The organism is Caulobacter endophyticus (assembly GCF_029543245.1).
In the GTDB taxonomy this organism is placed as follows: domain Bacteria; phylum Pseudomonadota; class Alphaproteobacteria; order Caulobacterales; family Caulobacteraceae; genus Caulobacter; species Caulobacter endophyticus_A.
In genome coordinates, this window is record NZ_JARQWV010000006.1 from 153,066 (window position 1) to 179,642 (window position 26,577).

The 26,577-nt window shown below is 69.0% G+C and carries 28 protein-coding genes; 13 read left to right on the forward strand and 15 right to left on the reverse strand.

What is annotated here, in order from left to right:
* Nucleotides 1-27: 27 nt before the first annotated feature.
* Nucleotides 28-1,338, forward strand: a complete 1,311-nt coding sequence (locus P7A99_RS07805; protein ID WP_277793341.1) for a S41 family peptidase — start codon at nucleotides 28-30, stop codon at nucleotides 1,336-1,338.
* Here the strand turns inward: P7A99_RS07805 and P7A99_RS07810 are convergent.
* The 4 genes from P7A99_RS07810 to pyrE all read right to left on the reverse strand — a co-directional run bounded on the left by P7A99_RS07810 (nucleotide 1,335) and on the right by pyrE (nucleotide 3,647).
* The gene (locus P7A99_RS07810; protein WP_277793342.1) at nucleotides 1,335-1,808 is read right to left on the reverse strand and encodes a hypothetical protein; all 474 of its coding nucleotides are present in this window, start codon (nucleotides 1,806-1,808) and stop codon (nucleotides 1,335-1,337) included. The genes P7A99_RS07805 and P7A99_RS07810 overlap by 4 nt on opposite strands.
* 95 nt (nucleotides 1,809-1,903) lie before the next feature.
* On the reverse strand, nucleotides 1,904-2,305 hold the full coding sequence (gene acpS / locus P7A99_RS07815) for a holo-ACP synthase (RefSeq protein ID WP_277793343.1): 402 nt from the start codon (nucleotides 2,303-2,305) through the stop codon (nucleotides 1,904-1,906).
* On the reverse strand, nucleotides 2,302-3,057 hold the full coding sequence (locus P7A99_RS07820; protein ID WP_277793344.1) for a pyridoxine 5'-phosphate synthase: 756 nt from the start codon (nucleotides 3,055-3,057) through the stop codon (nucleotides 2,302-2,304). The genes acpS and P7A99_RS07820 overlap by 4 nt, the downstream gene beginning before the upstream one ends.
* Nucleotides 3,058-3,062: 5 nt before the next feature.
* Entirely contained in the window at nucleotides 3,063-3,647 is a 585-nt protein-coding gene (gene pyrE, locus P7A99_RS07825) for an orotate phosphoribosyltransferase (RefSeq protein ID WP_101717646.1), read from the reverse strand.
* A gap of 67 nt (nucleotides 3,648-3,714) precedes the next feature.
* Here pyrE and P7A99_RS07830 point away from each other — a divergent pair, with 67 nt between their 5' ends.
* Nucleotides 3,715-4,125 carry an NUDIX domain-containing protein gene (locus tag P7A99_RS07830; protein WP_277793345.1) on the forward strand — a complete coding sequence of 137 codons (411 nt, stop codon included), beginning with the start codon at nucleotides 3,715-3,717 and terminating at the stop codon, nucleotides 4,123-4,125.
* 78 nt (nucleotides 4,126-4,203) lie between these two features.
* Nucleotides 4,204-4,656, forward strand: coding sequence for a carboxymuconolactone decarboxylase family protein (locus P7A99_RS07835; RefSeq protein ID WP_277793346.1), 453 nt, complete (start codon nucleotides 4,204-4,206; stop codon nucleotides 4,654-4,656).
* Nucleotides 4,657-4,829: 173 nt separating this feature from the next.
* Here the strand turns inward: P7A99_RS07835 and P7A99_RS07840 are convergent, their stop codons facing one another.
* The 3 genes from P7A99_RS07840 to folK all read right to left on the reverse strand — a co-directional run bounded on the left by P7A99_RS07840 (nucleotide 4,830) and on the right by folK (nucleotide 8,155).
* Complete coding sequence (locus tag P7A99_RS07840) at nucleotides 4,830-6,980, reverse strand: RelA/SpoT family protein (protein ID WP_277793420.1); 2,151 nt, start codon at nucleotides 6,978-6,980, stop codon at nucleotides 4,830-4,832.
* A gap of 182 nt (nucleotides 6,981-7,162) precedes the next feature.
* The gene (gene rpoZ / locus P7A99_RS07845; RefSeq protein WP_058350513.1) at nucleotides 7,163-7,522 is read right to left on the reverse strand and encodes a DNA-directed RNA polymerase subunit omega; all 360 of its coding nucleotides are present in this window, start codon (nucleotides 7,520-7,522) and stop codon (nucleotides 7,163-7,165) included.
* Between the two features lie 150 nt (nucleotides 7,523-7,672).
* The gene (gene folK / locus P7A99_RS07850; RefSeq protein ID WP_277793347.1) at nucleotides 7,673-8,155 is read right to left on the reverse strand and encodes a 2-amino-4-hydroxy-6-hydroxymethyldihydropteridine diphosphokinase; all 483 of its coding nucleotides are present in this window, start codon (nucleotides 8,153-8,155) and stop codon (nucleotides 7,673-7,675) included.
* A 51-nt stretch (nucleotides 8,156-8,206) separates the two neighbouring features.
* Between folK and P7A99_RS07855 the strand changes: the two genes are divergently transcribed.
* Together P7A99_RS07855 and P7A99_RS07860 are read left to right on the forward strand one after the other, a co-directional pair.
* Nucleotides 8,207-8,809 (forward strand): NYN domain-containing protein, encoded by a 603-nt coding sequence (locus P7A99_RS07855; protein ID WP_277793348.1) that lies wholly within the window; start codon nucleotides 8,207-8,209, stop codon nucleotides 8,807-8,809.
* An 11-nt stretch (nucleotides 8,810-8,820) separates the two neighbouring features.
* The gene (locus tag P7A99_RS07860; RefSeq protein ID WP_277793349.1) at nucleotides 8,821-9,495 is read left to right on the forward strand and encodes a uracil-DNA glycosylase; all 675 of its coding nucleotides are present in this window, start codon (nucleotides 8,821-8,823) and stop codon (nucleotides 9,493-9,495) included.
* 110 nt (nucleotides 9,496-9,605) lie between these two features.
* Here the strand turns inward: P7A99_RS07860 and P7A99_RS07865 are convergent, their stop codons facing one another.
* The 4 genes from P7A99_RS07865 to glpK form a co-directional block, all read right to left on the reverse strand.
* Nucleotides 9,606-10,448, reverse strand: coding sequence for an alpha/beta hydrolase (locus P7A99_RS07865; RefSeq protein WP_277793350.1), 843 nt, complete (start codon nucleotides 10,446-10,448; stop codon nucleotides 9,606-9,608).
* Entirely contained in the window at nucleotides 10,448-11,551 is a 1,104-nt protein-coding gene (locus P7A99_RS07870) for a Gfo/Idh/MocA family protein (protein WP_277793351.1), read from the reverse strand. The genes P7A99_RS07865 and P7A99_RS07870 overlap by 1 nt, the downstream gene beginning before the upstream one ends.
* Nucleotides 11,552-11,574: 23 nt before the next feature.
* The gene (locus P7A99_RS07875; RefSeq protein ID WP_277793352.1) at nucleotides 11,575-12,537 is read right to left on the reverse strand and encodes an SMP-30/gluconolactonase/LRE family protein; all 963 of its coding nucleotides are present in this window, start codon (nucleotides 12,535-12,537) and stop codon (nucleotides 11,575-11,577) included.
* A 178-nt stretch (nucleotides 12,538-12,715) separates the two neighbouring features.
* Nucleotides 12,716-14,209 (reverse strand): glycerol kinase GlpK, encoded by a 1,494-nt coding sequence (gene glpK, locus P7A99_RS07880; protein WP_277793353.1) that lies wholly within the window; start codon nucleotides 14,207-14,209, stop codon nucleotides 12,716-12,718.
* A gap of 143 nt (nucleotides 14,210-14,352) precedes the next feature.
* Between glpK and P7A99_RS07885 the strand changes: the two genes are divergently transcribed.
* From P7A99_RS07885 to P7A99_RS07900, 4 genes are all read left to right on the forward strand, one after another.
* Nucleotides 14,353-15,474, forward strand: a complete 1,122-nt coding sequence (locus P7A99_RS07885; RefSeq protein WP_277793354.1) for a DUF2336 domain-containing protein — start codon at nucleotides 14,353-14,355, stop codon at nucleotides 15,472-15,474.
* A 40-nt stretch (nucleotides 15,475-15,514) separates the two neighbouring features.
* A complete protein-coding gene (locus P7A99_RS07890; protein ID WP_277793355.1) occupies nucleotides 15,515-15,835 on the forward strand; it encodes a hypothetical protein in 321 nt (106 codons plus the stop codon).
* A 58-nt stretch (nucleotides 15,836-15,893) separates the two neighbouring features.
* On the forward strand, nucleotides 15,894-16,673 hold the full coding sequence (locus tag P7A99_RS07895; protein ID WP_101717634.1) for an NAD kinase: 780 nt from the start codon (nucleotides 15,894-15,896) through the stop codon (nucleotides 16,671-16,673).
* Nucleotides 16,674-16,786: 113 nt separating this feature from the next.
* Nucleotides 16,787-17,266, forward strand: coding sequence for an Hpt domain-containing protein (locus P7A99_RS07900; RefSeq protein WP_277793356.1), 480 nt, complete (start codon nucleotides 16,787-16,789; stop codon nucleotides 17,264-17,266).
* 164 nt (nucleotides 17,267-17,430) lie between these two features.
* Here P7A99_RS07900 and folD read toward each other — a convergent pair whose 3' ends face one another.
* Entirely contained in the window at nucleotides 17,431-18,309 is an 879-nt protein-coding gene (gene folD / locus P7A99_RS07905; RefSeq protein ID WP_277793357.1) for a bifunctional methylenetetrahydrofolate dehydrogenase/methenyltetrahydrofolate cyclohydrolase FolD, read from the reverse strand.
* Between the two features lie 124 nt (nucleotides 18,310-18,433).
* Here folD and crtY point away from each other — a divergent pair, with 124 nt between their 5' ends.
* The 3 genes from crtY to P7A99_RS07920 are packed head-to-tail and all read left to right on the forward strand — an operon-like array spanning nucleotide 18,434 to nucleotide 22,079.
* Complete coding sequence (gene crtY, locus P7A99_RS07910; RefSeq protein WP_277793358.1) at nucleotides 18,434-19,621, forward strand: lycopene beta-cyclase CrtY; 1,188 nt, start codon at nucleotides 18,434-18,436, stop codon at nucleotides 19,619-19,621.
* The gene (locus P7A99_RS07915; RefSeq protein ID WP_277793359.1) at nucleotides 19,618-21,141 is read left to right on the forward strand and encodes a phytoene desaturase; all 1,524 of its coding nucleotides are present in this window, start codon (nucleotides 19,618-19,620) and stop codon (nucleotides 21,139-21,141) included. Before crtY ends, P7A99_RS07915 begins: the two co-directional genes overlap by 4 nt.
* Nucleotides 21,138-22,079, forward strand: a complete 942-nt coding sequence (locus tag P7A99_RS07920; protein ID WP_277793360.1) for a phytoene/squalene synthase family protein — start codon at nucleotides 21,138-21,140, stop codon at nucleotides 22,077-22,079. The genes P7A99_RS07915 and P7A99_RS07920 overlap by 4 nt, the downstream gene beginning before the upstream one ends.
* 114 nt (nucleotides 22,080-22,193) lie before the next feature.
* On the opposite strand, the gene P7A99_RS07925 is transcribed toward P7A99_RS07920, so the two are convergent.
* The 3 genes from P7A99_RS07925 to P7A99_RS07935 form a co-directional block, all read right to left on the reverse strand.
* A complete protein-coding gene (locus P7A99_RS07925; RefSeq protein ID WP_277793421.1) occupies nucleotides 22,194-23,408 on the reverse strand; it encodes an O-antigen ligase family protein in 1,215 nt (404 codons plus the stop codon).
* 44 nt (nucleotides 23,409-23,452) lie between these two features.
* A complete protein-coding gene (locus P7A99_RS07930; protein ID WP_277793361.1) occupies nucleotides 23,453-24,133 on the reverse strand; it encodes a sugar kinase in 681 nt (226 codons plus the stop codon).
* A 108-nt stretch (nucleotides 24,134-24,241) separates the two neighbouring features.
* Nucleotides 24,242-25,744, reverse strand: a complete 1,503-nt coding sequence (locus tag P7A99_RS07935; RefSeq protein WP_277793362.1) for a GumC family protein — start codon at nucleotides 25,742-25,744, stop codon at nucleotides 24,242-24,244.
* Nucleotides 25,745-25,830: 86 nt separating this feature from the next.
* Here P7A99_RS07935 and P7A99_RS07940 point away from each other — a divergent pair, with 86 nt between their 5' ends.
* The gene (locus P7A99_RS07940; RefSeq protein ID WP_277793363.1) at nucleotides 25,831-26,571 is read left to right on the forward strand and encodes a polysaccharide biosynthesis/export family protein; all 741 of its coding nucleotides are present in this window, start codon (nucleotides 25,831-25,833) and stop codon (nucleotides 26,569-26,571) included.
* Nucleotides 26,572-26,577 lie beyond the last annotated feature (6 nt).

Consider the following 26,577-nt stretch of genomic DNA (forward strand, 5'->3'; position numbering starts at 1 on the left):
AGCGCTGTTTTCGCCAGGACGCCGCCGATGCGCTCGCTCGCCCCGCTGTTCATCCTCACCGTCGGCCTGATGGCGGCCTGGCAGGCCAGGTCCGCCGAGGTCGCGCCCCGCCCGGTGGTCGAGGGCGTGGCCCAGGCGATCGCCGATAACTACTACGACGCCGCCAAGGGCGCGGCGGTCGCGGCGCAACTGCGGACCGAGGCCGCCAAGGGAAATTACGACCGCCTGACCGACCCGCGCGACCTGGCCACCACGCTGAGCGAGCGCCTGCGGCCTCTGGACCATCATTTCAACGTCTCATGGTCGGCCGAGCCGGCGCCCGCCCCGCGCGCCGCGCCCGGTCCGTCGGCGGTGGCCGCATCCGGCCTGCCGCGCATGGATCCAATCAAGCGCGCCAACTACGGGATCCGCCGGGTCGAGATCCTGAACGGCAATCTCGGCTACATCGACATGCGGATGTTCGCCCACTTCGAGTTCGGCCAGCCCGACGCCCCGGCCCGCAAGGCCATCGAGGCGGCGCTCCAGACCGTGGCCAACACAGACGCGGTGATCATCGACCTGCGCGACAACGGCGGCGGCTCGCCGGCCATGGTCGGCTATCTGACCAGCGCCTTCACGCCCAAGGGCGCCGACATCTACAATACCTTCAAGGGCCGCGAGGGCGACCGCAGCGAGGCCCCCGTGGACTGGTATCCGGCCCCGCGTCTCGAAACCCCGCTCTACGTGCTGATCAGCGGCCGCACCGGCTCGGCGGCCGAGGCCCTGGCCTACACGCTGAAGAACGCCAAGCGGGCGGTGATCGTCGGCGAGGCCAGCGGCGGCGCGGCCAATCCGGGCGGTCCCGTACAGGTGGCCGGCGGCTTCTCGATCTTCGTCTCCAACGGCTCGCCGGTCAGCCCCATCACCAAGACCAACTGGGAAGGCGACGGGGTGCAGCCCGACGTCGCCGTTCCCGCCGCCAAGGCGTTGGACACCGCCCGCGCCCTGGCGCTGGAAACCGTACTGAAGACCGCCACCGGCCCCGCCGCCCAGGACGCCCGCTGGGCGCTGGAGAGCCTGCGCGCCGAAGCCGCGCCGCCGGCGACCAGGCCGCTGGCCGACTATCTGGGAGCCTATGGCGCGGTCGAGATCGTGCAGGTCGACGGGCGCTTGGCCATGAAGCGCGGCCGCCGGCCGCTGACCGTGCTGCTGCCGCTGGGCGGCGAGACCTTCGCGGTGGCCGGCGAGTCGGGACGCCGGGTGGTGTTCGAGCGCGACGCCAAGGGCGCGGTCAGCGCCTTCGAGGCGATCGGCTACGAAGGCGGCGGCTCGCGTTTCCGGCGAAGCGCCGCCAGCTAGCGCCCGGCAAGATCCGGCGGCGGGGCCTCCCGCTCGCCGCAATGAGCAAGCAGACGATCGATCAGGGCCGCCGGCGGCGCCTTGTAGCTGCGGTGATCAAAGTTGCGCCCGGGCTCGCTTTCGAACGCCATGCGTGTCGCCAGCCTCGGCCCGGTCAGCATCGCCCGAAGTTCAGCCGGCGATATCTTCAGCTGAAACCGAGCGCGGATCGAAAAGCCATTGCTCCGCCATGACGGCTTGGTCATTCGATCCCGCTCGCCATCGCCAAGCCCGACTGCGACGGGAACTACGCCGCCGACATCGACGGGCACGTCCAGCCCGTCGGCGCGAAAGTAGACGAGGTCGTCCTTCAGGCAGAAGATTTCCAACTCGGCCGGGGTGATAAACCCGTCCTCCCGAACGACCATCAGGGCGCCGTCACGCTCGTCCCAGTAACGCTTGTCGCCATCGGTGGAGACGCCGAACAGCACGGCGTCTCGCGGCGGCGGAAGCGGCGTGAAGTCGGCGCGGCCGGCGCACCCATACAGGGCAAGAACCAGGACCAGGCTTCCGACGCCGCCAGCCCTCATGCCGCCGGCACGGCCTCGATGATCACGAAGGCCTGGGCATAGGGGTGGTCGTCAGTCAGCGACAGGTGGATCACCGGGACCATGCCCTCGGGGATCAGTTGCGCCAGCTTGGACGCCGCACCGCCGGTCAGGGCCATGGTCGGCTTGCCCGACGGCAGGTTCACGACGCCCATGTCGCCCAGGTGCACGCCCTGCTTGAGGCCGGTGCCCAGGGCCTTGGAACAGGCTTCCTTTGCAGCGAAGCGCTTGGCGTAGCTGGAGGCGCGGTCGGGCTTGCGCTCGGACCGCTTGCGCTCGATCTCGGTGAAGACCTTGTTGGTGAAGCGCTCGCCGAACCGTTCGAGGGTCTTCTCGATCCGGCGGATGTCGCTGAGGTCCGAACCGATGCCGATGATCACGCCGCGCTCTCCAGTCTCGCCGCGTCCATCAAGGTCCGCATCCGAAGGATCGCCTGAGGCAGGCCGACGAAGATCGCCTCGCCGATCAGGAAGTGGCCGATGTTGAGCTCGACGATCTGCGGGATCGCCGCCACCGGCTTGACCGTGGCGTAGTCGATGCCGTGACCCGCGTGGACCTCCAGGCCCAGCGAGGCGGCGAAGGCAGCGCCCGACTTCAGGCGGTCGAGGATCGCCGCGGCGCGCTCGGTCTCGCCGGCGCGGGCGGCGTCGCAATAGGCGCCGGTGTGCAGCTCGACGACCTGGGCGCCGACGTCTGCGGACGCCTGGATCTGGGCGTGGTCGGGCTCGATGAACAGCGACACCCGCGCGCCGACGGTGCGCAGGCGCCCCGTCGCGTCGGCGATGCGGTTGGCGCCCTTCACGACGTCGAGGCCGCCCTCGGTGGTCACTTCCTCGCGCCGCTCGGGCACCAGGCAGGCCGCGTGCGGCTTGGCGTTCATGGCGATGCCGACCATCTCGTCAGTGACCGCCATCTCGAAGTTCAGCGGCTTGCCGCGCTTGAGGCAGAGGTCGGTGAGGACGGCGATGTCGGCGTCGCTGATGTGACGGCGGTCCTCGCGCAGATGCGCGGTGATGCCGTCAGCGCCGGCCGCCAGGGCCAGCTCGGCGGCGCGCACCGGCTCGGGATAGCTCGATCCGCGTGCGTTGCGGATCGTGGCCACGTGGTCGATGTTGACGCCGAGCCGGAGCATGGGGCTCAGCCCTTCAGCCGGCGGCTGCCCGGATCCTCGATCGGGATCGCGGCCAGTTCGGGCGGCAGGGCGTCGGCCGGATAGGCCGGCACTTCCAGGCTGGCCAGCGCGATCAGGGGCACGCCGACATCGGCCTTGCCGCCCGAGCGGTCGACGATGCAGGCCGCCGCGACGACGTCGCCGCCGGCGTCCTTGATCGCCTGGATGCATTCGCGCGACGACAGGCCCGTGGTGACGATGTCCTCGACCATCACGACCTTCTGCCCCGGCTCGATGTGGAAGCCGCGACGGAACTTGAAGCCGCCGCCCTCGCGCTCGACATAGATCGACGGCACGTTCAGGTGACGGGCGGTCTCGTAGCCGGGGATGATGCCGCCGACGGCGGGCGAAACCGCCACGTCGACATGGCCCACTGTGGCCACGATCTTGTCGGCCAGGGCCTTGCACAGGCGTTCGCAGCGCTCGGGCCGCATGAACACTAGGTTCTTCTGCAGGAACACCGGGCTGTGCAGGCCGCTGGAGAGCACGAAGTGGCCTTCGCGCAGGGCGCCGGCGGCGCGGAATTCTTCGAGGACGTCGTCGTTGGTCATGAGGCGTGGATATAGACCAGCGCGGCGAGTCTACAAACCGCTCTCAAAGGGGCGTAGGACAGCGCCCATGAACGACTCCCCTCCCCGCCCTCGTGTCGGCTGCGGCGCGGCCATCATCGACGGCCAGGGCCGCATCCTGCTGGTCCAGCGCCGCCGCCAGCCGGAAGCCGGCCATTGGGGCCAGCCGGGCGGCAAGCTCGACTGGGGCGAGCCCGGCCGAACCTGCGCCGAGCGCGAGATCCGCGAGGAACTGGGCATCGAGATCGTCGCCGGCGCGGTGCTCGCCGTCACCGACATGATAACGGCCGACAGCCACTGGCTGGCCGTCACCTATCGCGCCGACGGCTGCGTGGGCGAGCCCGCGATCCAGGAGCCCGAAGCCCTCGCCGACTGGGGCTGGTTTGCGTTGGACGCTTTGCCCTCGCCCCTGACCCAGGCGACGCAGGACGCCGTGGCGGCCCTGCGCGGCGCGGGCTGAACTTTTTTCGGCGGGCCGCGTCACACGCGCGGACCTCGCCTCGTCATGGCGGCGCAACCCTCTCAAAGGAGACCCGCCATGACCGCCAAGCTGGATCCCTTCGCCGCCGCTCCCTCCGTGATGAAGTCGTGGTTCACCGCCTCGACCGTCATCGCCGCCAGCCTGGAGCCGAGCCTGATCGAACTGGTCAAGATCCGCGCCTCGCAGATCAACGCCTGCGCCAACTGCATCAACATGCACACGCACGAGGCCCGCGCCCAGGGCGAGACCGAGCAGCGCATCTACCTGCTGTCGGCCTGGCGCGAGGCCCCCTGCTACACGCCCCGCGAACGCGCCGCCCTGGCCTGGACCGAGGCCCTGACCCGTCTGTCGGAAGGCCACACGCACGAGGCCGCCCACGCCGATCTCGCGGCCCAGTTCAGCGAAGAAGAGCAGGTCAAGCTGACCCTGATGATCAACGTCATCAACGGCTGGAACCGCCTGGCGGTGGGCTTTGGCCTCTGGATCGAGCAGCCGGCGAAGGCGGCTTGAACAACCCTTCTCCCATAGGGAGAAGGAGGGGCCCGCGCCGCAGGCGCGGGAGGATGAGGGGTTACGAGGTCGGCCGACTTGCCGACGCAGTCCAGGGCAATGCGGTGAGGGCTTAACCCCTCACCCTCCCATGCTTCGCATGGGCCCCTCCCTCTCCCTATGGGAGAGGTTTTCTAGCCCCGCGTCCGGTCCACCGTCTCGACCGACGGGCAGGTGCGCAGCGCCGCCGAGATGTTGGTCAGGTGCTTGGCGTCGCGCACCTCGACGTCGATATCGGTGTCGAAGAAGTCGCTCTGCCGATGGTGCATGCGCAGGTTGACGATGTTGCCGCCCGCCTCGCCGATGATCGTGCAGACCTGGCCCAGCACGCCCGGCGCATTGCCGATGGTGGCGTGCAGCCGGGCCAGCGAGACGGTGTCGCGCTCGGCCTCGGGCGTCCAGTTCAGGTCGCGCCAGAGGTCCTCGCGGTCCTCGTACTCGGCCAGCTTCGGGCAGTCGATTGTATGGACGTCCAGGCCCTCTCCATCCTCGCGCAGGATGCCGACGATGCGGTCGCCCGGCACCGGGCTGCAGCAGTGGGCGAAATGCAGCGAGACGCCCGGGGTCAGGCCGCCGCCGCGCACATAGAGCCGCGCGCCCTTGCCGCCCTCGATCTTGCGACGGGCCGTGGCGGCCTCGCGATCGGCGTCGACCATGCCCGGGAACGCCGTCTCCAGCACCTGGCTCGGCGTCACGCGACCTCGGCCGACGGCGTCGAACAGGGCCTCCTCGCTCTCCAGCGCGAAGCGCTCGAGGATCGGACGCAGCGACACGTCCTTGAGGTTCTTGCCGGCGCGCTCGAAGATCTGCTCGACCGACACCCGGCCCAGACGCAGGAACTCTTCCTTCTCGGTCTGGCGGATGTGACGGCGGATGGCCGAGCGCGCGCGCCCTGTCACCGTCAGCGAACGCCAGTCTGGCGGCACCACGGGCTTGGAGCCGCGGATCACCTCGACCACGTCGCCGTTGGTCAGGATGGTGCGCAGGGGCTTGAGCTCGCCGTTGATCTTCACGCCGATGCAGGTGTCGCCGACGCTGGTATGGACGGCGTAGGCGAAGTCGAGCGGCATCGCGCCCCGAGGCAAACTCACCAGCTTGCCCTTGGGGGTGAACACGAACACCTGGTCAAGGAACATCTCGAGCTTGGCGTGCTCGACAAGCTCCTCGCTGTCGCCGCCGTGCTCGAGCACCTGCACCAGCTGGCGCAGATTGGCCAGCGGGTCGCGGCCGCCGGCGGCTTCCATGCCTTCCAGGTCGAGCCCGTAAGAGGCGTCCTTGTAGCGGAAGTGGGCGGCCACGCCCTCTTCGTTCACCCGGTCCATCGACTCGGTGCGGATCTGCATCTCGATGCGCATGCCGCGCGGCCCCACCACGGTGGTGTGCAGCGAGCGGTAGTTGTTGCGCTTGGGCGTCGAGATGAAGTCCTTGAAGCGGTCGGGCACGCTGGACCAGGCCCGGTGCACCACGCCCAGGGCGCGATAGCAGTCCTCCTCGCTGTCGACGATCACGCGGAAGGCGTAGATGTCCGACATCTGCGAGAAGCCGATCGATTTGCGCTGCAGCTTGCGCCAGATCGAATAGGGCGACTTTTCGCGACCGAAGACGCGGGCCGGCAGATTGGCCGTCTCCAGGCGCGCCATGATCTCCTGGTTCACCAGCGCAACGGCCCCGCCCTGCTCCACGCGCAAGGCGTCCAGACGCCGGACGATGGCGTCGCGGGCGACCGGGTTGGTGTGCTGGAAGGAAAGCTCTTCCAGCTCGGTGCAGATCTTGTGGCAGCCGATGTTGCGGGCCAGGGGCGCGTAGATGTCGCGCGTCTCGCGGGCGATGCGCTCGCGCTTGGCCTGGTTCTTGATGAAGTGCAGCGTCCGCATGTTGTGCAGACGGTCGGCCAGCTTGACCAGCAGGACGCGGACGTCCTTGGAGATGGCCAGGATGAACTTGCGCAGGTTCTCGGCCTGGCGGGTGTGCTCGGCCTGGAGCTCCAGCTTCGAAAGCTTGGTCACGCCCTCGACCAACTCGGCGATCTCCTCGCCGAACAGCTTGCCGATCTCTTCCTTGGTGACCGGCGTGTCTTCGATCACGTCGTGCAGCAGCGCCGTGACGATCGTCGCGGTGTCGAGCCGGTACTCGGTGAGGATGCCCGCCACCTCGATCGGGTGGGCGTAATAGGGGTCGCCGCTGGCGCGCGTCTGGCTGCCGTGCATGCGCATGGCGAAGACATAGGCGCGATTGAGCAGGGCCTCGTCGGCCGTCGGGTCGTAGGCGTGGACCCGCTCGATCAGCTCGTACTGGCGAAGGAACTTGCGCGGCTTGGGGGCCGGCGGAGCCTCGGGCGCCGGAGCGGCGGCGGGCTCAGACGAAGACGCGCCCGACTCCGCCTCTGACGAGACAGCTTCGGGCGCGCGTTCGGACGGAGCGGCGGCGGGCGCCGCTTCGATGATCAGAGGGTCTGCGCCGTCGGGGCTCAGTACCGCTCCTCCTGACCGCCGTCGCGGTCGCTTTGCAGCGCGCGAACGAGTTCCAGTTCGCTCATCTGCATGTGAGTCGGATCGGCCAGCAGGGCGAGGGTTTCAGCCTCTTCCTCGGCTTCCGAGTGCTCGTCGACGCGCTGCAGCGTGGTGATCAGGTGCTCCTTGAGCCCCTCGTGATCGATCACGTCGTCAGCGATCTCGCGCAGGGCGACGACCGGGTTCTTGTCGTTGTCGCGGTCGACCATCAGGGCCGCACCGGCCGAGATGCCGCGGGCGCGGTGCGCCGACAGCAGGACGAGCGCGAAGCGGTTCGGAACCTTCTCGACGCAATCTTCGACGGTGACGCGGGCCATGAATTCCTCGGGCTGACCGTAAGGTCTCTCAAAATAGGGCTCCGTGCGGCGTCACGCAACGCCGCTTCGGTTGTCACCCAGCTTTCGCGAGGCGGCGTGTATGCCTTTTCCGAAAAGCAAAGTCCAGCGTGGCCGCAGATTTCCTGAAGATCAGCTGACGGGCCTCGCATCCGCCCCCACGCTAGCCTTCGCAGCGAGATCGCTCGCGCGCTCCCCCAGCACCGGATGGACCCAGTCCGGCGCCACCTGCGCCAACGGTCCCATGACGAACAGCCGCTCGTGGGCGCGGGGATGCGGCAGGACGAGATTGCCGTCCGTCACCGTGCGGCCGTGGGCGATCAGGTCGAGATCCAGGGTGCGCGCCGCGTTGCGCTCGGAGCGGGCGCGACCGAACGCGGCCTCTACCCGGTGCAGCGCCGCCAGGGCCTCGGCGGGTGATAGATCCGTCTCCACCAGTACGACGCCGTTCAGATAGGCAGGCCCCGTGGGATCGGGCCAGGCGGCCGAGGTCCACCAGCCCGAACGGGCGACCACCGCCATCCCCTCGCCGGCCAGGGCCGCAACCGCCGCCTCCAACAGAGCCTCGCGACTCGTGTAGGCTCCCGGCAGATTACAGCCGAGGGCGACGATCACGGTCGCGTCCAGACCATTATTATCCAGCCGATTTTTCAAGGAATTAGACCCGTGACCTTCTATCCGACCGAGCGGCTGGCGCTGTTCATCGACGGGGCCAACCTCTATTCCGCCGCCAAGGCGCTGGGCTTCGACATCGACTATCGGAAGCTCCTCGACGAGTTCAAGAAGCGCGGCCTGCTCGTGCGCGCCTACTACTACACCGCCATCGCCGAGAACGACGACTATTCGCCGATCCGTCCGCTGGTGGACTGGCTGGACTACAACGGCTTCACCCTGGTGACCAAGCCGGCTCGCGAATACACCGACAGCCAGGGCCGCAAGCGCTGGCGCGGCGACATGGACATCGAGATCGCGGTCGACATGCTGGCGATGGCCGACACCGTCGACCACCTGGTGCTGTTCTCGGGCGACGGCGATTTCCGCGCCTTGGTCGAGGCCGTACAGCGCAAGGGCCGCCGGGTCACCGTCGTCTCGACCATGAAGAGCCAGCCGCCGATGACCAGCGACGACCTGCGCCGCCAGGCCGACAACTTCGTCGACCTCAACGATCTTGGAAACATCATCGGCCGCCCGCAACGCGCGCCGCAACAGCGCTACACCTCGACCGACCAGCGCACGCCGGCCGAGCGCGAAGCCGAAGACGAATACTGAGAGCCGACGACATGCAGCATTCCAATATCGCCGGCGAGGTCGTCCCCTCCCCGGCCGAGCCGCCGCGCGACTGCCCGCTGTGCCCGCGCCTGGTGGCCTATCGCCGCGAGAACCAGGAGCTCTATCCGGATTACTTCAACGGTCCGGCCCCGTCGTTCGGCGACAAGGACGCCCGCCTGCTGGTCGTGGGCCTGGCCCCCGGCCGCAAGGGCGCCAACCGCACTGGCCGGCCGTTCACCGGCGACTACGCCGGCACGCTGCTCTACGAGACCCTGATCAAATACGGCTTCGCCACCGGCAAGTTCGAGGCCCGGATCGACGACTCCCTGCAGCTGGTCGGCAGCGCGGTGACCAACGCCGTGCGCTGCGCCCCGCCCGGCAACAAGCCCGAGACCAGCGAGGAAAACGCCTGCCGCCCCTTCCTGAAGGCGCGGCTGGACATGTTCCCCAACCTCAAGGCCATTGTCACCCTCGGCGACGTCTCACGGCGGAACGTGCTCAAGACCCTGGGCCTGAAGGCCTCGGCCGGCATCCCCGGCCACGGCTCGGAGTTCCAGGCCGGGCCCTACCGCATCTTCAACAGCTATCACTGCTCGCGGCTCAACACGAACACCGGACGCCTGACGACACCGATGTTCGAGGAGCTGTTCGCCCGGGTGCGGGCGTATGTGGATGCGGCGGACTGAGCCCGTGCGTGGCCCTCGCCCTTCGACAAGCTCAGGATGAGGACCAAGTCAGGCCCCCAGAGTAGAGATCCTCATCCTGAGCTTGTCGAAGGACGAGGATTTCTCCGCACTCAACGCCTCGCCAACCACCCATTGTCGGCCAGCCAGTCGCGCAGCCGTTCCGGCCAGGCCCTGATCGCGGCCTTCTCGGTACGGAAGCCCACGTTGAAGGCGTGGCCGCCGCTCTGGAACAGGTGGAACTCGACCGGAACCTTGGCGGCGCGGAACTTGGCCAGCAGCTCCACCGGCGGGGCCGAGCAGCATTCGTCGTCGTCGGCCGCCAGGATGAAGGCCGGCGGCGCATCGGCCGGGATCTTGTCAGGGATGCCCGTGGGGCCCGGATAGATCAGCACCTGGAAGTCGGGTCGGCCGCTGACGGCGTCGATCGCGTCGACCTTGGGGTCCTTGGCGGTCGAGCTGTAGACGGCCAGGTCCACGATCTCGCCGCCGCCGGAAAAGCCCATCAGGCCCAACTTCTTCGGATCCACCCCGAACTCGGCGGCGCGCGAGCGCAGGACGCGCACCGCCCGTACCGCGTCCTGGCGGGCATGGTCGATGGTGTAGGGCGAGCCTTCTTCCTGGCTGAGGCGGTACTTCAGCACGAACACCGCCACCCCCATGGGGTTGAGCACCTTGGCGACGTCGGTGCCTTCAGGATGGATGACCAGCATCTTGTGACCGCCGCCGGGCAGCACGATCACCGCCGCCCCCGTGGCCTTGTCGGCCGGCGGCAGGTAGGCGATCACCGACGGATCGTTGATCGACTTGGCCCAGTATTCCGCCGATTGCTCGGGGATGGCCTTGCGGGCCTCGAAGCCCGGCGCGCCGTTGGGCCACAGGGCCACGCGCTGCTGGGCGCAGGCCATGGCGGGCAGAGCCAGCGCGACACCGGCGGCGAGGATCAGGCGGCGCATCACAGCTTCACCGTCCGGCCCTCGCGGGCCGCCTTGTAGATGGCCTCGATGATCCGCAGGTCCTTCAGCCCCTCCTCGCCCGGCACGATCGGGTCGCGGCCGGTGAGGATGCACTCCGACAGGTGGTCGAGCTGGCCGGCGAACTGGCTCTTCTTCACGGCAGGCGGGGTACGCGGCTTGGCCTGGCCGTCGAGATTGGCCCGCATCGCCTGGCCGCCGTAGCTGGTGGCCGGATCGATCTCGACCCAGCCCTTGGGCCCCGACACGCGGTAGCGGTTGCAGTTGGCGCTGTAGGTCGAGACGCAGTTGGCCGTGGCCCCCGACGGGAAGAGCAGCTGGAAATTGATGGTGTCCTCGACCTCGGCGAACACCGGGTTGGAGCGATCGGTCGACTCCATGGCATTGACCGCGATCGGCTCCTCGCCGGTCAGGTAGCGGGCGGCGTTGAGGCTGTAGATGCCGATGTCCATCAGGCTGCCACCGCCCGACAGCGCCTTCTTCACCCGCCACATGTTCGGATCGCTGGCGGTCCAGCCGTGATCGGCGACGATGGTGGCCACCGGCCCCAGCGCCCCGCCCCGCGCCAGGGCGATGGCGTCCAGATTGTGCGGCTCGAAGCGGCTGCGATAGCCGATCATCAGCTTGCGGCCGGCGGCCTTGCAGGCGGCGATCATCGCCTCGCCGTCGGCGACCGAGGTCGCCATCGGCTTTTCGCACATCACGTGCTTGCCCGCCTTGGCCGCCCGTTCGGTGAAGGTGCGGTGCAGGCTGTTGGGCGTGACCACATAGACGATGTCGACGGTCGGATCGTCGATGATCCGGTCGAAGGTCTCGTAGGAATAGCGGCTCTTTTCCGGAACGCCGTACTGAGCGCCGTACTTGGCCAGCTTCTCGGGCGTGCCGCTGACCAGGGCGGTCAGCTTGGAATGCTCGCACTCGGAAAAGCGCGGCATGATGATCTGGGTGGCGTAGTAGCCGAGGCCCAGCATGGCGTAGCCGAGCTTGCGACCCTCGGCCTTGGCCTGGGCCAGGGCGGCCGCAGGGGCCGTGGCGGCCATGGCGCCGGCGGCGAGGCCGACCTGCATGAACGTGCGCTTGTTCATCACTCCAGCCTCTCCTTGCATCGCTACCAGACCAGTCCGGTCGTCTTCAGCCGCACCCGCGCCAGCGTCTTGTCGGCGGTCAGGAACAGGGTCCTGCCGTCCTCACCGAAGGCGCAGTTGGCGATCGGGCCGCCGGTCTCGATGACTCCGATCAGTTCGCCCGCCGGGGTGATCACCAGCACCCCGCCCGGTCCCGTGGCGTAGAGCCGCCCTTCGGTGTCCAGGCACATGCCGTCGGGCAGGCCCGGACCGCCGGCCTTGTGCAGGGCGGCCGCGTCGAAGAACACCTTGCGCGCGGTCGGCAGGCCGTCAGCGCCCAGGTCGTAGGCCATGATCACCGGCCCGTTCGGATCGGAGACCGCCACATAGAGGCGCTTCTCGTCGGGGCTGAGGGCGACGCCGTTGGGGAAGGTCAGCTTGTCGTCGACCACCGCCAGCGAGCCGTCGGCGCGCAGCAGGTAGACGCCGTTGAAGGCCAGTTCCTTGACCGGCGAGGCGTCCAGCCCTTCCAGGCCGTAGGGCGGATCGGTGAAATAGATCGCGCCGGACTTGGCGACGGCCAGGTCGTTGGGGCTATTGAAGCGCTTGCCCTGGTAGCGGTCGACGACGACCGAGCGGGCCTTGGTCTTCAAATCAAGCTTCGTGATCGCCCGGTAGCCGTGATTGCAGACCAGCAGGTCGCCCTTGGCGTCCAGGGCCATGCCGTTCGAGCCCGGCTCGCGGAAGATCTTGGTCGGCGGACCGTCATAGCCGGAGGGCGACAGGAAGACGCTTTTGCCGTCCTTCTGGCTCCAGCGGTACATGATGTTGGCCGGCACATCGGAGAAGACGAGGTACTGGCCATCCTTCACCCAGACCGGCCCTTCCGACCAGGTAAAGCCGTCGGCCAGCTTCTCGATCTTCGCGTCGGGGGCGACCACGGCGTCGAGCGCCGGCGACAGGCGACGGATGGAGCCCAGTGTCTGGACGGCTGCGTGAGCGGACATGGAAAGGCCTCCGGCGGCGAGTGCGGCGCCGGCTCCCAGAGCCAGCGTGACGGTGCGGCGCGTCGCGGTCATACGTCGAGGCCTCCCTTTTTGGTTCTTGCTTATGACAGCGATGTCATAGCAATGCCCGTCCAGGTTGGCGAGACGTCTTCGGCGACGCGCAACGCGATTTGAGGTTTCAGGAGCGGACGCGCGGCACGGCGTCCAGCCAGCGGGCATAGGCGGCCTCGCGGTCATGGACGCCCTTGGCGGGCTTCAGGTCCTCGGCCGAAGGGCGCGCCCGGGCGGCCGCCTCCAGCGTGTCGTAGAGCCCCGCCCCCAGCCCGGCGAACAGCGCCGCGCCCAGGGCCGTGGTCTCCTGATAGCTGGACCGCGCCACCGGCAGGCCGGTCAGGTCGGCCAGCCGCTGGCTGAACCAGGCGCTCTTGGACATCCCCCCGTCGATGCGCAGCTGGGCCTCGCCCAGGAAGGCGTCGGGCGCGTCGGCGCGCATGGCCTCGATCAGGTCGCGGCTCTGCAGGGCGCAGGCGTCGTAGGTGGCCGCGGCGATCTCGGGCAGGCCGGCGTCGCGCGTCAGGCCGAAGATCGCTCCACGGGCTTTCGCATCCCACCAGGGTGCGCCGAGGCCGGTGAAGGCGGGCACGACGACGACGCCGTGGTCGGCCTTGGCCGCGCGGGCCAGGGCCTCGGCCGCGCGCGGTCCGCCGGTGATCCCCAGCCCCTCGCCCAGCCACTGGATCGCCGCGCCGGCCACGAAGATCGAGCCCTCCAGGGCGTAGGTCGCCTGGCCGTTTACCCGCGCCGCCACAGTGGTCAGCAGGCGCGAGGCCGAGACCGGACGCGTCGCTCCGGTGTTGATCAGCATGAAGCAGCCGGTGCCGTAGGTGGCCTTCATCTCGCCGGGGCGGATGCAGCCCTGCCCCATCAGCGCCGCCTGCTGGTCGCCGGCCACGCCGCGGATCGGTAGCGGCCGCCCCAGTACATGGGCGCCGACCTCCCCGAAATCGGCGGCGCAGTCGAGCACCTCCGGAAGCAGCGAACGCGGCACCCCGAACAGCTCCAGCATGTCGTTCGACCAGTCCTGGGCCTGGATGTCGAACAGCAGGGTGCGCGAGGCGTTGGTGGCGTCGGTGACGTGGCGCGCACCGCCGGTCAGCTTCCAGATCACCCAGGCGTCCATGGTGCCGGCCAGCAGTTGGCCCGCTTGCGCCCGCGCCCTGGCGCCGGGCACGTTGTCGAGCAGCCAGGCGATCTTGGTGGCCGAAAAGTAGGGATCGAGCAGCAGGCCAGTGACAGCCGTCACCTGCGCTTCCTTACCCTCATTGCGCAGCTTTTCGCAGACCTCGGCGGTGCGGCGGTCCTGCCACACGATGGCCGGATGGATCGGACGGCCGGTGGTCTTGTCCCACACCACCACCGTCTCGCGCTGGTTGGTGATGCCCAGGGCGACGACCTCGTCCAGCGACGCGCCCGAGGTTTCGACCGCCTCGCGGATAACCGCCACACAAGCGGCTGCGATCTCCTCGGCGTCATGCTCGACCCAACCGTCATGGGGATAGCTCTGGCGCAGCGGGCGCCCCGCTTCGGCGACGGCCCGGCCCTCATGGTCGAACAGGATGGCCCGGGTGCTGGTCGTTCCCTGGTCCAGAGCCAGGATCAGTGCTCGCCCCATACGCGTTTCCTCTTTCACACGCCCGGATTCACCTGCGACAGAGCGCCGCTAATCTCCGGGTTCCATGGCTTGACCTGTTTAAGCATGTTTTCATCTGGGAACACCAAGGTAGCCACAGTCTCGTTTGGCGCCCGAGGAGGGTCGTGAGCCAAGCCGTACAGACCGCCGAACTTCTTGCCCTGGCCCGCAGCCGCGAGCCGGAAGACCGCGAACGCCTGCTCGCCGGGATCGTCGACCTTTGTGAAACCGGCGAGGCGCAAGGCAAGCCGACCGCGCCCGAGATCCAGGTCCTGCTGGATTCGATCTTCATGACCCTGGTGGTCGAGGCCGAGCGCGAGATCCGCCAGCGCCTGGCCGAGCGCCTCGCGGACGCAGCCTGGGCTCCGTCGGCCCTGGTCAACATCCTGGCCCTCGACGAGATCGAGATCGCCCGCCCGATCATCGCCCGCAGCCCGGTGCTGCAGGACCACGACCTGATCCGCCTTCTGGTGCAGGCCACGCTGGAGCACCAGATCGAGGTCGCCCGCCGCCCGCACCTGCGCGCGCCTGTGGTCGAGGCCATTCTCTCGCAGGGCGAGCCGGCGGTCATGACCGCATTGGCCGGCAACGCCACGGCCGAGATCAACCAGGACGCCATGGGCCGCCTCGTGGCCCAGGCCAAGGAAGTCGTAGCCCTGCGCTCGCCCCTTGCCCGCCATCCGGGCCTGTCGCCCTTGCTGGCCGAGCAGCTCTATCTCTGGGTCGGCCGCGCCCTGCGCGACGCGTTGACCGCCCGCTTCGACCTCGACCCCGCCCGCATGCAGGCCGCCGTCGACGAAGCCACCCACACCGCCCATCTTGGGCCGCAGCCCCCAGCCCCCGCCGCCGTGGCTATCGAGGACGAGGCCGACCGCGAGGAGATGGAAGCCGCGCTGGTCGAAAAGCTCGACGCCGCCGGCCAGTTGCGCCCCGGCTACCTGCTGCGGGTGCTGCGCGAAGGCCGACTGCCGCTGTTCGTCTTCGCCATGGCGCGCCTGGGCCGCTTCGACGTGCGCCAGGTGCGCCGCGCCATCGACAGCAACCGCCCCGAGCTGCTGGCCCTGGCCTGCTCGGCCGTCGGCATCGACCGCAGCGTCTTCCCGACCATCCTCGAGCACGTCCGCCAGTTGAACGGCGGGCGTCCGGGCGGCGGCGCGGAAGCCGCCCGCAAGGCCAGCGGCGCCTTCGGCCCGTTCCGTCCCGACATCGCCGCCATGGCCTTCCGCCAGGCCGTCAGCGCCGCCTGAGGCGATTGACCTGGCGCGCCACGGACCACAGGCTCGCAGCATGACGCCCCTCCCGCCGCCCGGCCCAGTCGAGCACGACGACCGCTACGGCTGGATGCTGTGCTTCTGGGGCGAGGCCTGCGACTTCACCATCCCGTTCAGATCCTGGCTGGACCAGATCGCCCTGCGGTTGGACGCCGCGATCGCCCTGCCCGTCAGGACCGCCGGCGAGGACTTCGTCGAGGGATCTCTGGCCTTCGACGGCCAGACCCTCGCCGTCTACTACGAGTTCAGCCTCGGCTACCTGTCGCTGGCCCATGCGAGCAAAGCGGTGATGACGGTCACCCACCAGCGCCTGCTCGGAGCCTGCAGCGCCGCCTGACGGAGCCGGCAAGACCGCCGTTTGACAAGCAGGCGGCGATCCCGCCACTTGGGGCGGCATGTTCCAAGCCCAGCCGTACTCGACTCGCCTGACATTCAAGGCCAGCGACCGTCCCGAAGCCCAGGAGGCCCGCGAGCGCCTGACGGCCCGCTACGGCGACGCCGGCGACGACGCCCAGATCGTCGTCGCCCTCGGCGGCGACGGCTTCATGCTGGAAATGCTGCACGAGACGATCCTGAACCAGAAGCCGATCTACGGCATGAACCGAGGCTCGGTCGGCTTCCTGATGAACGAATACAGCGAGGACGACCTGCTGGGGCGCATCAACGCCGCCGAGCGCGCCGTCATCCATCCGCTGGCCATGGTCGCCATCGACTCGCGTCGTCGCCAGCATCGGGCGCTGGCGATCAACGAGGTCTCGCTGCTGCGCCAGACCCGCCAGACGGCCAAGCTGCGCATCTCGATCGACGGCAAGGTGCGGATGGGCGAGCTGGTCTGCGACGGGGCCCTGGTGGCCACGCCGGCCGGTTCGACCGCCTACAATCTGTCGGCTCACGGACCGATCATTCCCCTGGACGCCCGGGTGCTGGCCCTGACCCCGATCAGCGCTTTTCGACCCAGGCGGTGGCGGGGCGCGCTTTTGCCGCAGAGCGCGAGGGTGACGTTCGAGGTCCTGGAATGCGATAAGAGACCCGTCAGCGCCGTGGCCGACAACTACGAGGTCCGCGACGTCGTCGAGGTGCATATCTCCGAGGACCGGGGTTCGACCCTGTCGATGTTGTTCGACGCGGGCCGCAGTCTCGAGGAGCGCGTACTGACAGAACAGTTCTCGGCCTAGCCGGGAACGTCGGAAGCCCGACACAAGGCTGTGGAGTGAAACCTTCGTCTCACTCATTGTTAACGCCTGTCGTGTGACCGTTCCCTAAGTAACGCCGACGGGGAGGCGACCCGATGAACAAGCCCACCGCTGAGGTGATCCAGGTGCCGAACATGCTCAAGCTCAAGGTGGGCGGACGCGGCGGCATCGACATGGCCGCGATCGCCAAGGCTGAAGCCGCGCTCAAGAGCCTTTCGGGCAACTTCGCCCAATGGCTCAACGACGAGATCGTCAAGCTGGAGGCCGCCCGCCAGGGCGTGCGCGCCGAGGGCCTCAACGCCCAGACGGTCGAGACCCTCTACCTGCGCGCCCACGACCTGAAGGGCCTGGGCGCCACCTACGAATTCCCGCTGATCACGCGCCTGGCCGCTTCGCTGTGCAAGCTGATCGACGACCCGGCCACCCGCCTTTCGGCCCCGATGTTCCTGGTCGACGCCCACATCGACGCGATCAAGGCCTGCGTCCGCGACGACATCAAGACCGACGAGCACCCCGTGGGCCGCGCCCTGGCGCTGGAACTGGAAGGCCGCGTGGCCGAATACCTGGCCGGCTGATCGGTCGCGACCGCCATTGAAAACAAGAAAGCCGGGGCCAACGCCCCGGCTTTCTTCGTTCTGGCGTCCGAACCTAGCCCTTCGACAAGCTCAGGGTGAGGTTCTACTTCGAAGCTGGCCTTGATCCTCTTTCTGAGCCTGTCGAAGGATGAGGATCACGCAGCCTACTCCCCGATCCCGTTCAGGCGCTTGGCGGCCAACACGGTGTTGGCCAAGAGGCAGGCGATGGTCATGGGGCCCACGCCGCCCGGCACCGGGGTGATGGCCGAGGCCACTTCCTTGACCTCGTCGAACGCCACGTCGCCCACCAGGCGGGTCTTGCCGTCATCCTTGGGGATGCGGTTGATGCCGACGTCGATGACCACCGCGCCCGGCTTGACCCAGTCGGCCTTGACCATCTGCGCACGGCCGACGGCGGCCACGACGATGTCGGCCTCGCGGACGACGGCCGGCAGGTCCTTGGTGCGCGAGTGGGCGATGGTGACGGTGCAGTCGGCGGCCAGCAGCAGCTGGGCCATCGGCTTGCCCATCAGGTTCGAGCGGCCGATGACCACGGCGCGCTTGCCCGACAGCTCGCCCAGCTGGTCGCGCAGCAGCATCATGCAGCCGGTCGGGGTGCAGGGCGTCAGGGCCGGCAGGCCGCTGGCCAGGCGCCCGGCGTTGGCCACGGTCAGGCCGTCGACGTCCTTGTCGGGCGAGATGGCGGCGACCACGGCGGCCTGGCTGATGTGGTCGGGCACCGGGAACTGCACCAGGACGCCGTGCACGGCGGGATCGGAGTTCAGCCGCTCGACCAGGGCCAATAGCTCGGCCTGGCTGGTCTCGGCCGGCAGGCGATGGGTTTCGGAGTGCATGCCCGCTTCCAGGGTCTGCTCGCCCTTGCTGCGCACATAGACCTGGCTGGCCGGGTCCTCGCCCACCAGCACGACGGCCAGGCCGGGCGTCAGGCCGTGCTCGGCCTTCAGGGCCGCGACCTCGGCGGCGATGGTCTGGCGCAGGCGGGCGGCGAAGGCCTTCCCGTCGATGATGGCGGCTTCTGACATGTGGGGGCGCTCCTGTGCGCGCTCCCCTATCGCCTCGACCGCCTGGGTGCAACGCCCAAACGGGCGACCGCTTTGCGTCATAGCGCTGGCGTGAGCGTCGTTCTTTCGTGCTAGAGCCACAACGATGGAATCCGCTTCCGCCGCGCTTCGCGCCGACGTCGTCCTGGTGGGCGGCGGACTGGCCAACAGCCTGATCGCCCTGCGCCTCAAGGCGCTGCGGCCGGGCCTGCGGGTGCTGTTGCTGGAGCGCGAGGCCACCATCGGCGGCGAGCACACCTGGTGCCACTTCGAAACCGACGTTGACGCAGCCATCGGCGGCTGGCTGCGGCCGCTGATCGTGCATCGCTGGACCGGCTACGAGGTGCGCTTCCCCGCCCATAGCCGCCGCCTGCCCACGCCCTACCTGGCCATCACCTCGAAGCGCCTGCACGAGGTGGTGACCCGCGCCCTGGGTCCAGACGCCTGGACGAGCATCAACGTCGTCGACGTCAATCCGCACCAGGTCACCCTGGCCGACGGCCGCCGCATCGTCGCTGGCGCGGTGATCGACGGCCGCGGCGCCCGCCGCAGCAAGCGCCTGGCGCTGGGCTGGCAGAAGTTCGTCGGCCAGGACCTGCGCCTTGCCGCGCCCCACGGTCTTTCCGCCCCCATCATCATGGACGCCACGGTGCCGCAGACCGACGGCTACCGCTTCGTCTACGTCCTGCCGCTCGACGCCCATCGCCTGCTGATCGAGGACACCCGCTACAGCGACGGCCCGGGCCTGGACCGCGTCTCGCTGGGCGCGGCCATCGCCGACTACGCCAGGGGCCAGGGCTGGACCATCGAGGCGGTCGAGCGCGAGGAGCACGGCGTGCTGCCCATCGCACTTGGCGGCGACATCGACGCCTATTGGCGCGAAGCCCGGCCGCAGGTGGCGGAGGTCGGCCTGCGCGCCGCCCTCTTCCAGCCGACCACCGGCTATTCCCTGCCCGACGCCGCGCGCCTCGCCGACAAGATCGCCGCCCTGCCCCGCATCACCAGCGCCAGCGTCCGCGCCTGCGTCGAGGCCCACTCCAAGGCGGCCTGGCGCAAGCGTAGCTTCCTGCGCCTGCTCAACCGCATGCTGTTCCGCGCCTGCGCGCCGGAAGAGCGCTATCGGGTGCTGGAGCGCTTCTACCGGCTATCGGTCCCGCTGATTCAGCGCTTCTATGCGGCGCGCCTGACCTGGCGCGACAAGGCGCGGGTGCTGATCGGCAAGCCGCCGGTGCCCATCCCGGCGGCCATGAAGTGCATAAGCGAGAGTTCCGTGTTCGGAGGACAAGACGCATGAACGCCCACGCCCCGGTCCCGCCCCGTCCCAAGGCGGCCGTCATCGGCGCCGGCTTCGGCGGCCTGTCCCTGGCCGTGCGCCTGCAATCGCAGGGCTTCGACGTCACCCTGTACGAAGGCCGCGAGAAGCCGGGCGGGCGGGCTTATGTCTGGGAGCAGGAAGGCTTCACCTTCGACGCCGGTCCCACGGTCGTCACCGATCCCGATTGCCTCAAGGAACTGTTCGAGCTCTCGGGCCGCGACATCGCCGACTATGTCGACCTGCTGCCGGTCGATCCCTTCTACCGCCTGCTGTGGGAAGACGGCGACGTCTTCGACTACGTCAACGACCAGGAGGGCCTGGATCGCCAGATCGCCGCCCGCAACCCGGCCGACGTCGAGGGCTACCGCCGCTTCCACGACTATTCCGAGGAGCTGTACCAGAAGGGCTATGTCGAGCTGGGCGCCGTGCCCTTCCTCGACTTCGGCTCGATGATCGCCGCGGCCCCGTCGCTGATGAAGCTGCAGGCCTGGCGCAGCGTCTATGACAAGGTCGCCGGCTTCGTGAAGGACGACCACGTCCGCCAGGCCCTGTCGTTCCACAGCCTGCTGGTCGGCGGCAGCCCGTTCGCCACCTCGTCGATCTACGCCCTGATCCACGCCCTGGAGCGCCGGGGCGGCGTGTGGTTCCCGCGCGGCGGCACCCACGCCCTGGTGCGGGCCCTGGCCAAGCTGTTCACCGACCTGGGCGGCAAGCTGCAACTCTCCCACCCCGTCGAGCGCATCGCCGTGCGCGAGGGCCGGGTGACGGGCGTGGTGACCAAGGAAGGCTTCGAGGCCTTCGACACCGTCGCCTCCAACGCCGACGTCATGCACACCTACCGCCACCTGCTGCGCGAGGAGCCGCGCGGCCAGAAGGTCGGCAAGGCGCTGGAGAACAAGCGCTGGAGCCCGTCGCTGTTCGTGGTCTATTTCGGCCTCAAGACGAAGCACCCCGAGATCCGCCACCACACCATCTGCTTCGGCAATCGCTATCGCGAGCTGATCGGCGAGATCTACGGCAAGAACGCCCTGGCCGAGGACTTCTCGATCTATCTGCACCATCCGACCGCCAGCGATCCGGCCATGGCTCCGGAAGGCTGCTCGACCTTCTACGCCCTGTCGCCGGTGCCCAATCTCGAGACGGCCGACATCGACTGGTCGGTCGAGGGGCCCAAGTACCGCGACCGCATCCTGGCCTATCTGGAAAAGCACTACATTCCGGGCCTGACCGCCGACCTGGTCACCAGCCGCTTCATCACGCCGGACGACTTCGTGAAGGACCTCAACGCCTGGAAGGGCGCGGCCTTCTCGCTGGAGCCGATCCTGACCCAGAGCGCCTTCTTCCGCACCCATAACCGCGACGACGTGATCCCCAACCTCTATTTCGTCGGGGCCGGCACCCATCCGGGCGCGGGCATCCCCGGCGTGGTCGGCAGCGCCAAGGCCACGGCCGGCCTGATGATCGACGACTTCGCCACCCTGGCCCCGGCGGCCGAATGAGCGCGCTGGAAGCCGACATCGAGGCCCAGAGCCGCGAAGCGATCCAGAAGGGCAGCAAGAGCTTTGCGGCCGCCGCCGCCCTGTTCGACGCCCAGACCCGCGCCGACGCCGAGATGCTCTACGCCTGGTGCCGGCACTGCGACGACGTCATCGACGGCCAGACCCTGGGCCACGGCATGAGCCCGGTGGCCGACGCCCCCGCGCGTCTCGCCGCCCTCTACGCCCAGACCCGCAGCGCCCTGGCCGGCGAGACGCCGACCGACCCGGTGTTCGCCGCCTTCCAGACCGTGGCCCTGCGGCGCGGCATTCCCGAACGCTACGCCCTCGACATGATCGACGGCTTCGCGATGGACGTCGAAGGCCGCACCTACGAGACGCTGGAAAACCTCTTGGCCTATTGCTGGGGCGTGGCGGGCGTGGTCGGCGCGATGATGGCCATCGTCATGGGCGTGCCGGCCTCGGATCTCGCCACTCTGCGCCGGGCCCAGGACCTGGGCCTGGGCTTCCAGCTGACCAATATCGCCCGCGACATCGTCGAGGACGCCCGCAACGACCGGGTCTATGCGCCTCGCGCCTGGCTGACGGAACTGAACCTGCCCGTCGATCAACTGACCGCCCCGGCCCGCCGCGCCGACGTCGCCGCCCTCGCCCGCCGCCTGGTGGAAGCCGCCGAGCCCTACTACGCCTCGGCCCGCTGGGGCCTGCGCGACCTGCCCGTCCGCTCGGCCTGGGCGATCGCGGCGGCGCGTGGCGTCTACCGCCAGATCGGCCTGGACGTGGTCTCGGCCGGCTCCGCGGCCTGGGACGAGCGCGTAGTCGTCAGTGGGCGGATGAAAGCCTGGCGCGCGCTGGAAGGCGGCATCGTCGCCCTGCGCTCGGCGACGCTGGACCGGCTTGGCAAAGCGCCCGAACGGCCGGCGATGTGGTCGAAGATCTGAGCCGCGCGAACCTCGCCCTTCGAGAAGCTCAGGGTGAGGTTCTCTACTGGTCCGCAGCGCCTGAACTGGCCCTCATCCTGAGCTTGTCGAAGGACGAGGGCCACGCCCCGCCCCTTACCGCTCCAATTCCCGGTCCGGGAACGCCAGCTTCACCGCCAGCGCCACGAACAGCACCCAGCGGAAGTCGTTGTAGGCTACCGCGATGCTCTCGGTCAGGGCCACGAGGCTGTAGACGACCAGGAACGGGAAGGCGAGCAACGCGCCCCGGTCGCGGAACACGGCGATCAGGGCCAGCGTCATGGTCTGGATGTAGAACAGGCCCCAGGCGGCCAGACCGAACAGCCCCATGCCCAGCCACTGCTCCAGCCAGGAATTGTGGGCGTGCTGGGCCTGGAAGCCAGCGTTCTTGCTGATCCAGGCGAACGGCCCCCAGCCGCTCTTGTCGCCCCAGATGGCGTGGTAGCCGAAGCCCAGCCACGGCCGCTCCTGGATCTCGACCAAGGCCGCACTCCAGATCTTGGTGCGACCCGTCAGGGTGGCGTCCTTGCCGAGGATGGCGAAGAACACGTCCGAGGCCAGCACCACGAAGGCGATCAGCAGGCCAAAGCCCGTCACCGCCGTCCAGGTCGCCGCCGTGCCCGCCGCCGGGCCGCGTCGGGCGATGAGCACGAAGCCCAGGGCAGCCACGCCCAGCATCAGCGACACCAGCGAGGTCTTCGAGGTCGACATCAGGACGAGGCCGATCGCCAGCACGGCGAAGCCCCACCAAAGCCTGGCCCGCTTGGGGTTCAGGAGGGCGGCGGCCGAGACGATGCAGAAGCCGAAGGCCATCATGCCGCCCAGGCCGTTCTTCTCGCGCCACAGGCCGCGCCAGGCGCCGGGGAAGAGCTCGGTCATCACCCCGATGCGCGGCACGGCGATGCAGACCACGTAGGAGGCGATGATCAGCACCGCGAAGGCAGCGGCGAACACCTCGGCCAGCTCGCGCCAGCGGAAGCGCGCGGCCAGGGCGACGCCACCCAGCGTCGTGCAGGTCACGGCGAAGGCGCGGCGAGTGGTGACGTCGGGCGCGATCGACCAGAAGGTCGACAGACAGACCATGCCGATCAGGGCGAACAGGAACGGTTGGCGCACGCTGGCGCGGAAGCTGTTGCGCGGGTCCAGGGCGATCAGGCCGAAACCCGCCGCATAGGCCGGCAGGTAGGCGACGCGCAGGATGGCCGAACCGGCCTCGTCGGCGTTCTCGCCCACCAGCGGCAGCTCCCAGCCGCCGCTGTAGAGCAGCAGCAGAACCACCGCGGCGGTGAAGATGGCGATCTGGGGAAACAGGAGCCTCGGCGGCGCGACGCTGACCGGTCCGCCGTAGGACGAGGTCACGGCAGGATGGCCCGCAGGAAGCTCGGCGGCGTCACCGAGGCCTGGTTGAAGAACACCCCGGCGCAGCGGCCGCCGGCCGAGGCCAGGGCGTCGCGCAGCAGGCCCGGCGGCCGCACGTCGGCCTCCTGGGCGCTGACCACCAGGATGGTCTGGTCCATGTGCTGGGCGATGGTCAGGGCGGCCTGCGAGGTGTCGGCCGACGGGCAGTCGACGACGATGATCTCGGCGTGGCGTCGCAGGGCGGCCCAGTACTCGACGCCCGGCAGAATGTGGGCCTTCTGGCGGCCGCGCAGGGCCTCGCGCTTGAAGCGGGTGACCCAGAAGCGCGGCCCGCCGACGCTGTGGGCGGCGACGTATTTAGAGTCCGGCCACACGCCGCCGTCGGGCCGAGGCGCCGGCGGCTGCACGGTGAAGAACATCGAGCCGTCGGGACTGGCCGCCGCGCCCGAGCCCAGCGGGCCATAGCGTTCCGGATCGGCGGCGATGGCCTGGTATTGCGGCGAGGTGGTGAGGTCCAGGTCGATCAGCCAGGTCCGGCGGCCGGCGCGCTTGGAGGCGAAGCGGGCGAACTCGCGGGCGACCGTCGAGGTCCCCTCCCCGCGCCGGGCCGACACGAACTGGACGACGTGCGCACGGCCGGCCGCAGGGGCGCCGAGCGACCCCCACAGTTCCGCCATTTCCACGTTCAAATCCACCATTCGCCCGAATCGCCGCGCGTTGAAGACCGTTGAAACTAATGCCTAACCATGTTCGCGCGAAAGGCGACCAAATCGCCCACTTGGACCTTAAGCCGCGCGCTTGACGCCGGCGGTCGCCAGGACCGGCAGGCCAAGCGTGCGCGAGGCCGAGGCCGGCGTCTGCAAGCCCGGACGCAGCAGCATCCGCACTAGGCCCGCGCAGGCGGCGGTGAAGGCGGCGAACAGGAAGGCCAGCACGACCACCGGCTTCTGAAGGCTCTTGCCCTGCGACGGCGCGACGGCGCGCTGGACGATGCGGATGTTGTCGCTGCTCTCGGCCGACATCTGCCGCTGGGCCTCGTCCTGCTGTTCCTTGACGGTGAAGTCGCGGACATTGGCCGACAGCACGTCGCGGTCGCGGGTCAGCTGGTTGAACTGCGGCTCCAGCTGCGACAGGCGCAGCAGGCGCTCGTTCACTTCCTGCACCTGCATGGCGTAGGCGCCTTGCGACTGGCGCAGGGCGGCGACTTCCGCCGACAGGTCGTTGCGGGTCGATTGCAGGGTCTGCCAGATCGGGTTGGGGCCGCTGCGGCGCGCGCCTTCGCCATTGGTGCGACCACTGGCCACGCCCTGTTCCAGCTGGGCGATCTGGGCGTCGATGTCGCGCACCGGCTGGGCGTTGGGCAGATAGCGGGCCAGCAGCCCCTCGCGGTCGAGCTTAAGCTGAGCCAGCTTGCTCGAAGCCGACATGTCCTGGTCGCGATAGAGCACCGCTTCGGACGGCGTGCGGGACAGCTCGGCCTGAACGGCGGCCAGGCGCCCCTGGCGGTCCTGGAGCTGGGCGTCGATCGAATACTTCTGCGCCTCGACCTGGGCCTGCAGCTGGGTCAGGGCCGTCTTCTGGGCGGTGAAGTCGCCGATGTCGTTGGTCTGCAGGAAGGCCTGATAGGCGGTGTCCGTCTCGGCCAGGCGCTGCTCGAAGCTGTCGCGCTGGCGGGCCAGCACCTTGTCGTCGTCGTTGATCAGCAGGCTGCGGCGATAGATCAGGTACTCTTCCAGCAGGGTGTTGAGCACCTTCTCGGCCGTTTCCGAATCCTGATGCTGGTACGACAGGCGGATGATCGAATTGTCGGGCGCGGTCTCGATCTTCAGGCTGCGGCCGACGCTGTCGCGCCCCTGGGCGATCATCTTGCGCTTCTGCTCGGGATTGGCGGCGGCGTACTTGGCGGCGGCGTCCGGGAACACGGTGGCGAAGCCCAGCTTGCGGATCACCCGCTCGCGCAGCTCGCCGCTGCCCAGGATCTCGCTTTCCGACTGGATCACCTGGTCGACGTCTGGCACCGCGCCGCGGGCGGCGTCGCCGGCGCGCGGCTCGTAGACATATTCCTGGCCCAGGCGCACGAAGAGGCTGGAATTGGCGGTGTAGGTCTTCTTCAGGGTCGTGGCGAAGGCCACGCCCAGCACCATGATGACGGCGAACACCGCCAGCATCAGCCAGCGTTCACGCCACAGCAGGGTGATGAAGTCGGTCGGCGCATAGCGAGCCCGCGCCGCCCAGTCGCGTCGCGACGGCGGGTCGTGCGGCACGCTTGTCCAGGCGCTCGTCGACATGCGAATCCAATGGGTCCAAACTTCCACACGACCCTGGGGCTTCCGGACTTAAGGTTTGGTTACCTATGTTTGGTAAGAGTCGTCGCATGGATCGGCGCATCGCTCTCTCCACCGCCCTGACCCTGGCGCTCGCTAGCGCCGGTCTCTCGGCCTGCGGCCATGTCGACGGCGAGCCGCTGACGCCCGCCCCGCGGCCCACCGGCCAGTTCCCCAACATCGGTTACGCCGACTGGAGCGAGAGCGAACCCGCCTACCGGTTCTATCCGGGTGACGAGCTGGAGGTGACCGTACCTTCAGCCACGGAGCTTAATAAGTCGGTGGTGGTGCAGCCCGACGGCCGCGTCGCTTTGCCGCTGGTCGGACCGGTGATGGCGGCCGACCGCACGATCGAGGAACTGGAAGCCTCGCTGACCCAGGCCTACGGCCAGCAGCTGCTGCGCCCGCAGGTGCAGGTGGCGGTGAAGGCGACGGCCCCGCTGAAGGTGTTCGTCGGCGGCGAGGTCGGCAATCCCGGCGTGTACGACATGGCCGGCGACGGCGACGCCCTGCGGGCCGTGATCCAGGCCGGGGGCTTCAAGAGCTCGTCCAAGCGCAGCCAGGTGATCATCATCCGGCGCGGCCCCGACGGGCGGGCCATGATGCGGACGGCGGATCTTCTGAAGGGTCTGACCGACCCCCGCGGCGCGGACCTGGTGCCGCTTCGCCGCTTCGACATCGTCTACGTGCCGCGCAGCGGGGCGGCGGAGACGGGCCTGTTCATGCAGCAGTACTTCCGAGACCTGCTGCCGATCAGCTTCAGCTACGCCATCAACGGCTTCAGCAACTGAGCTGGA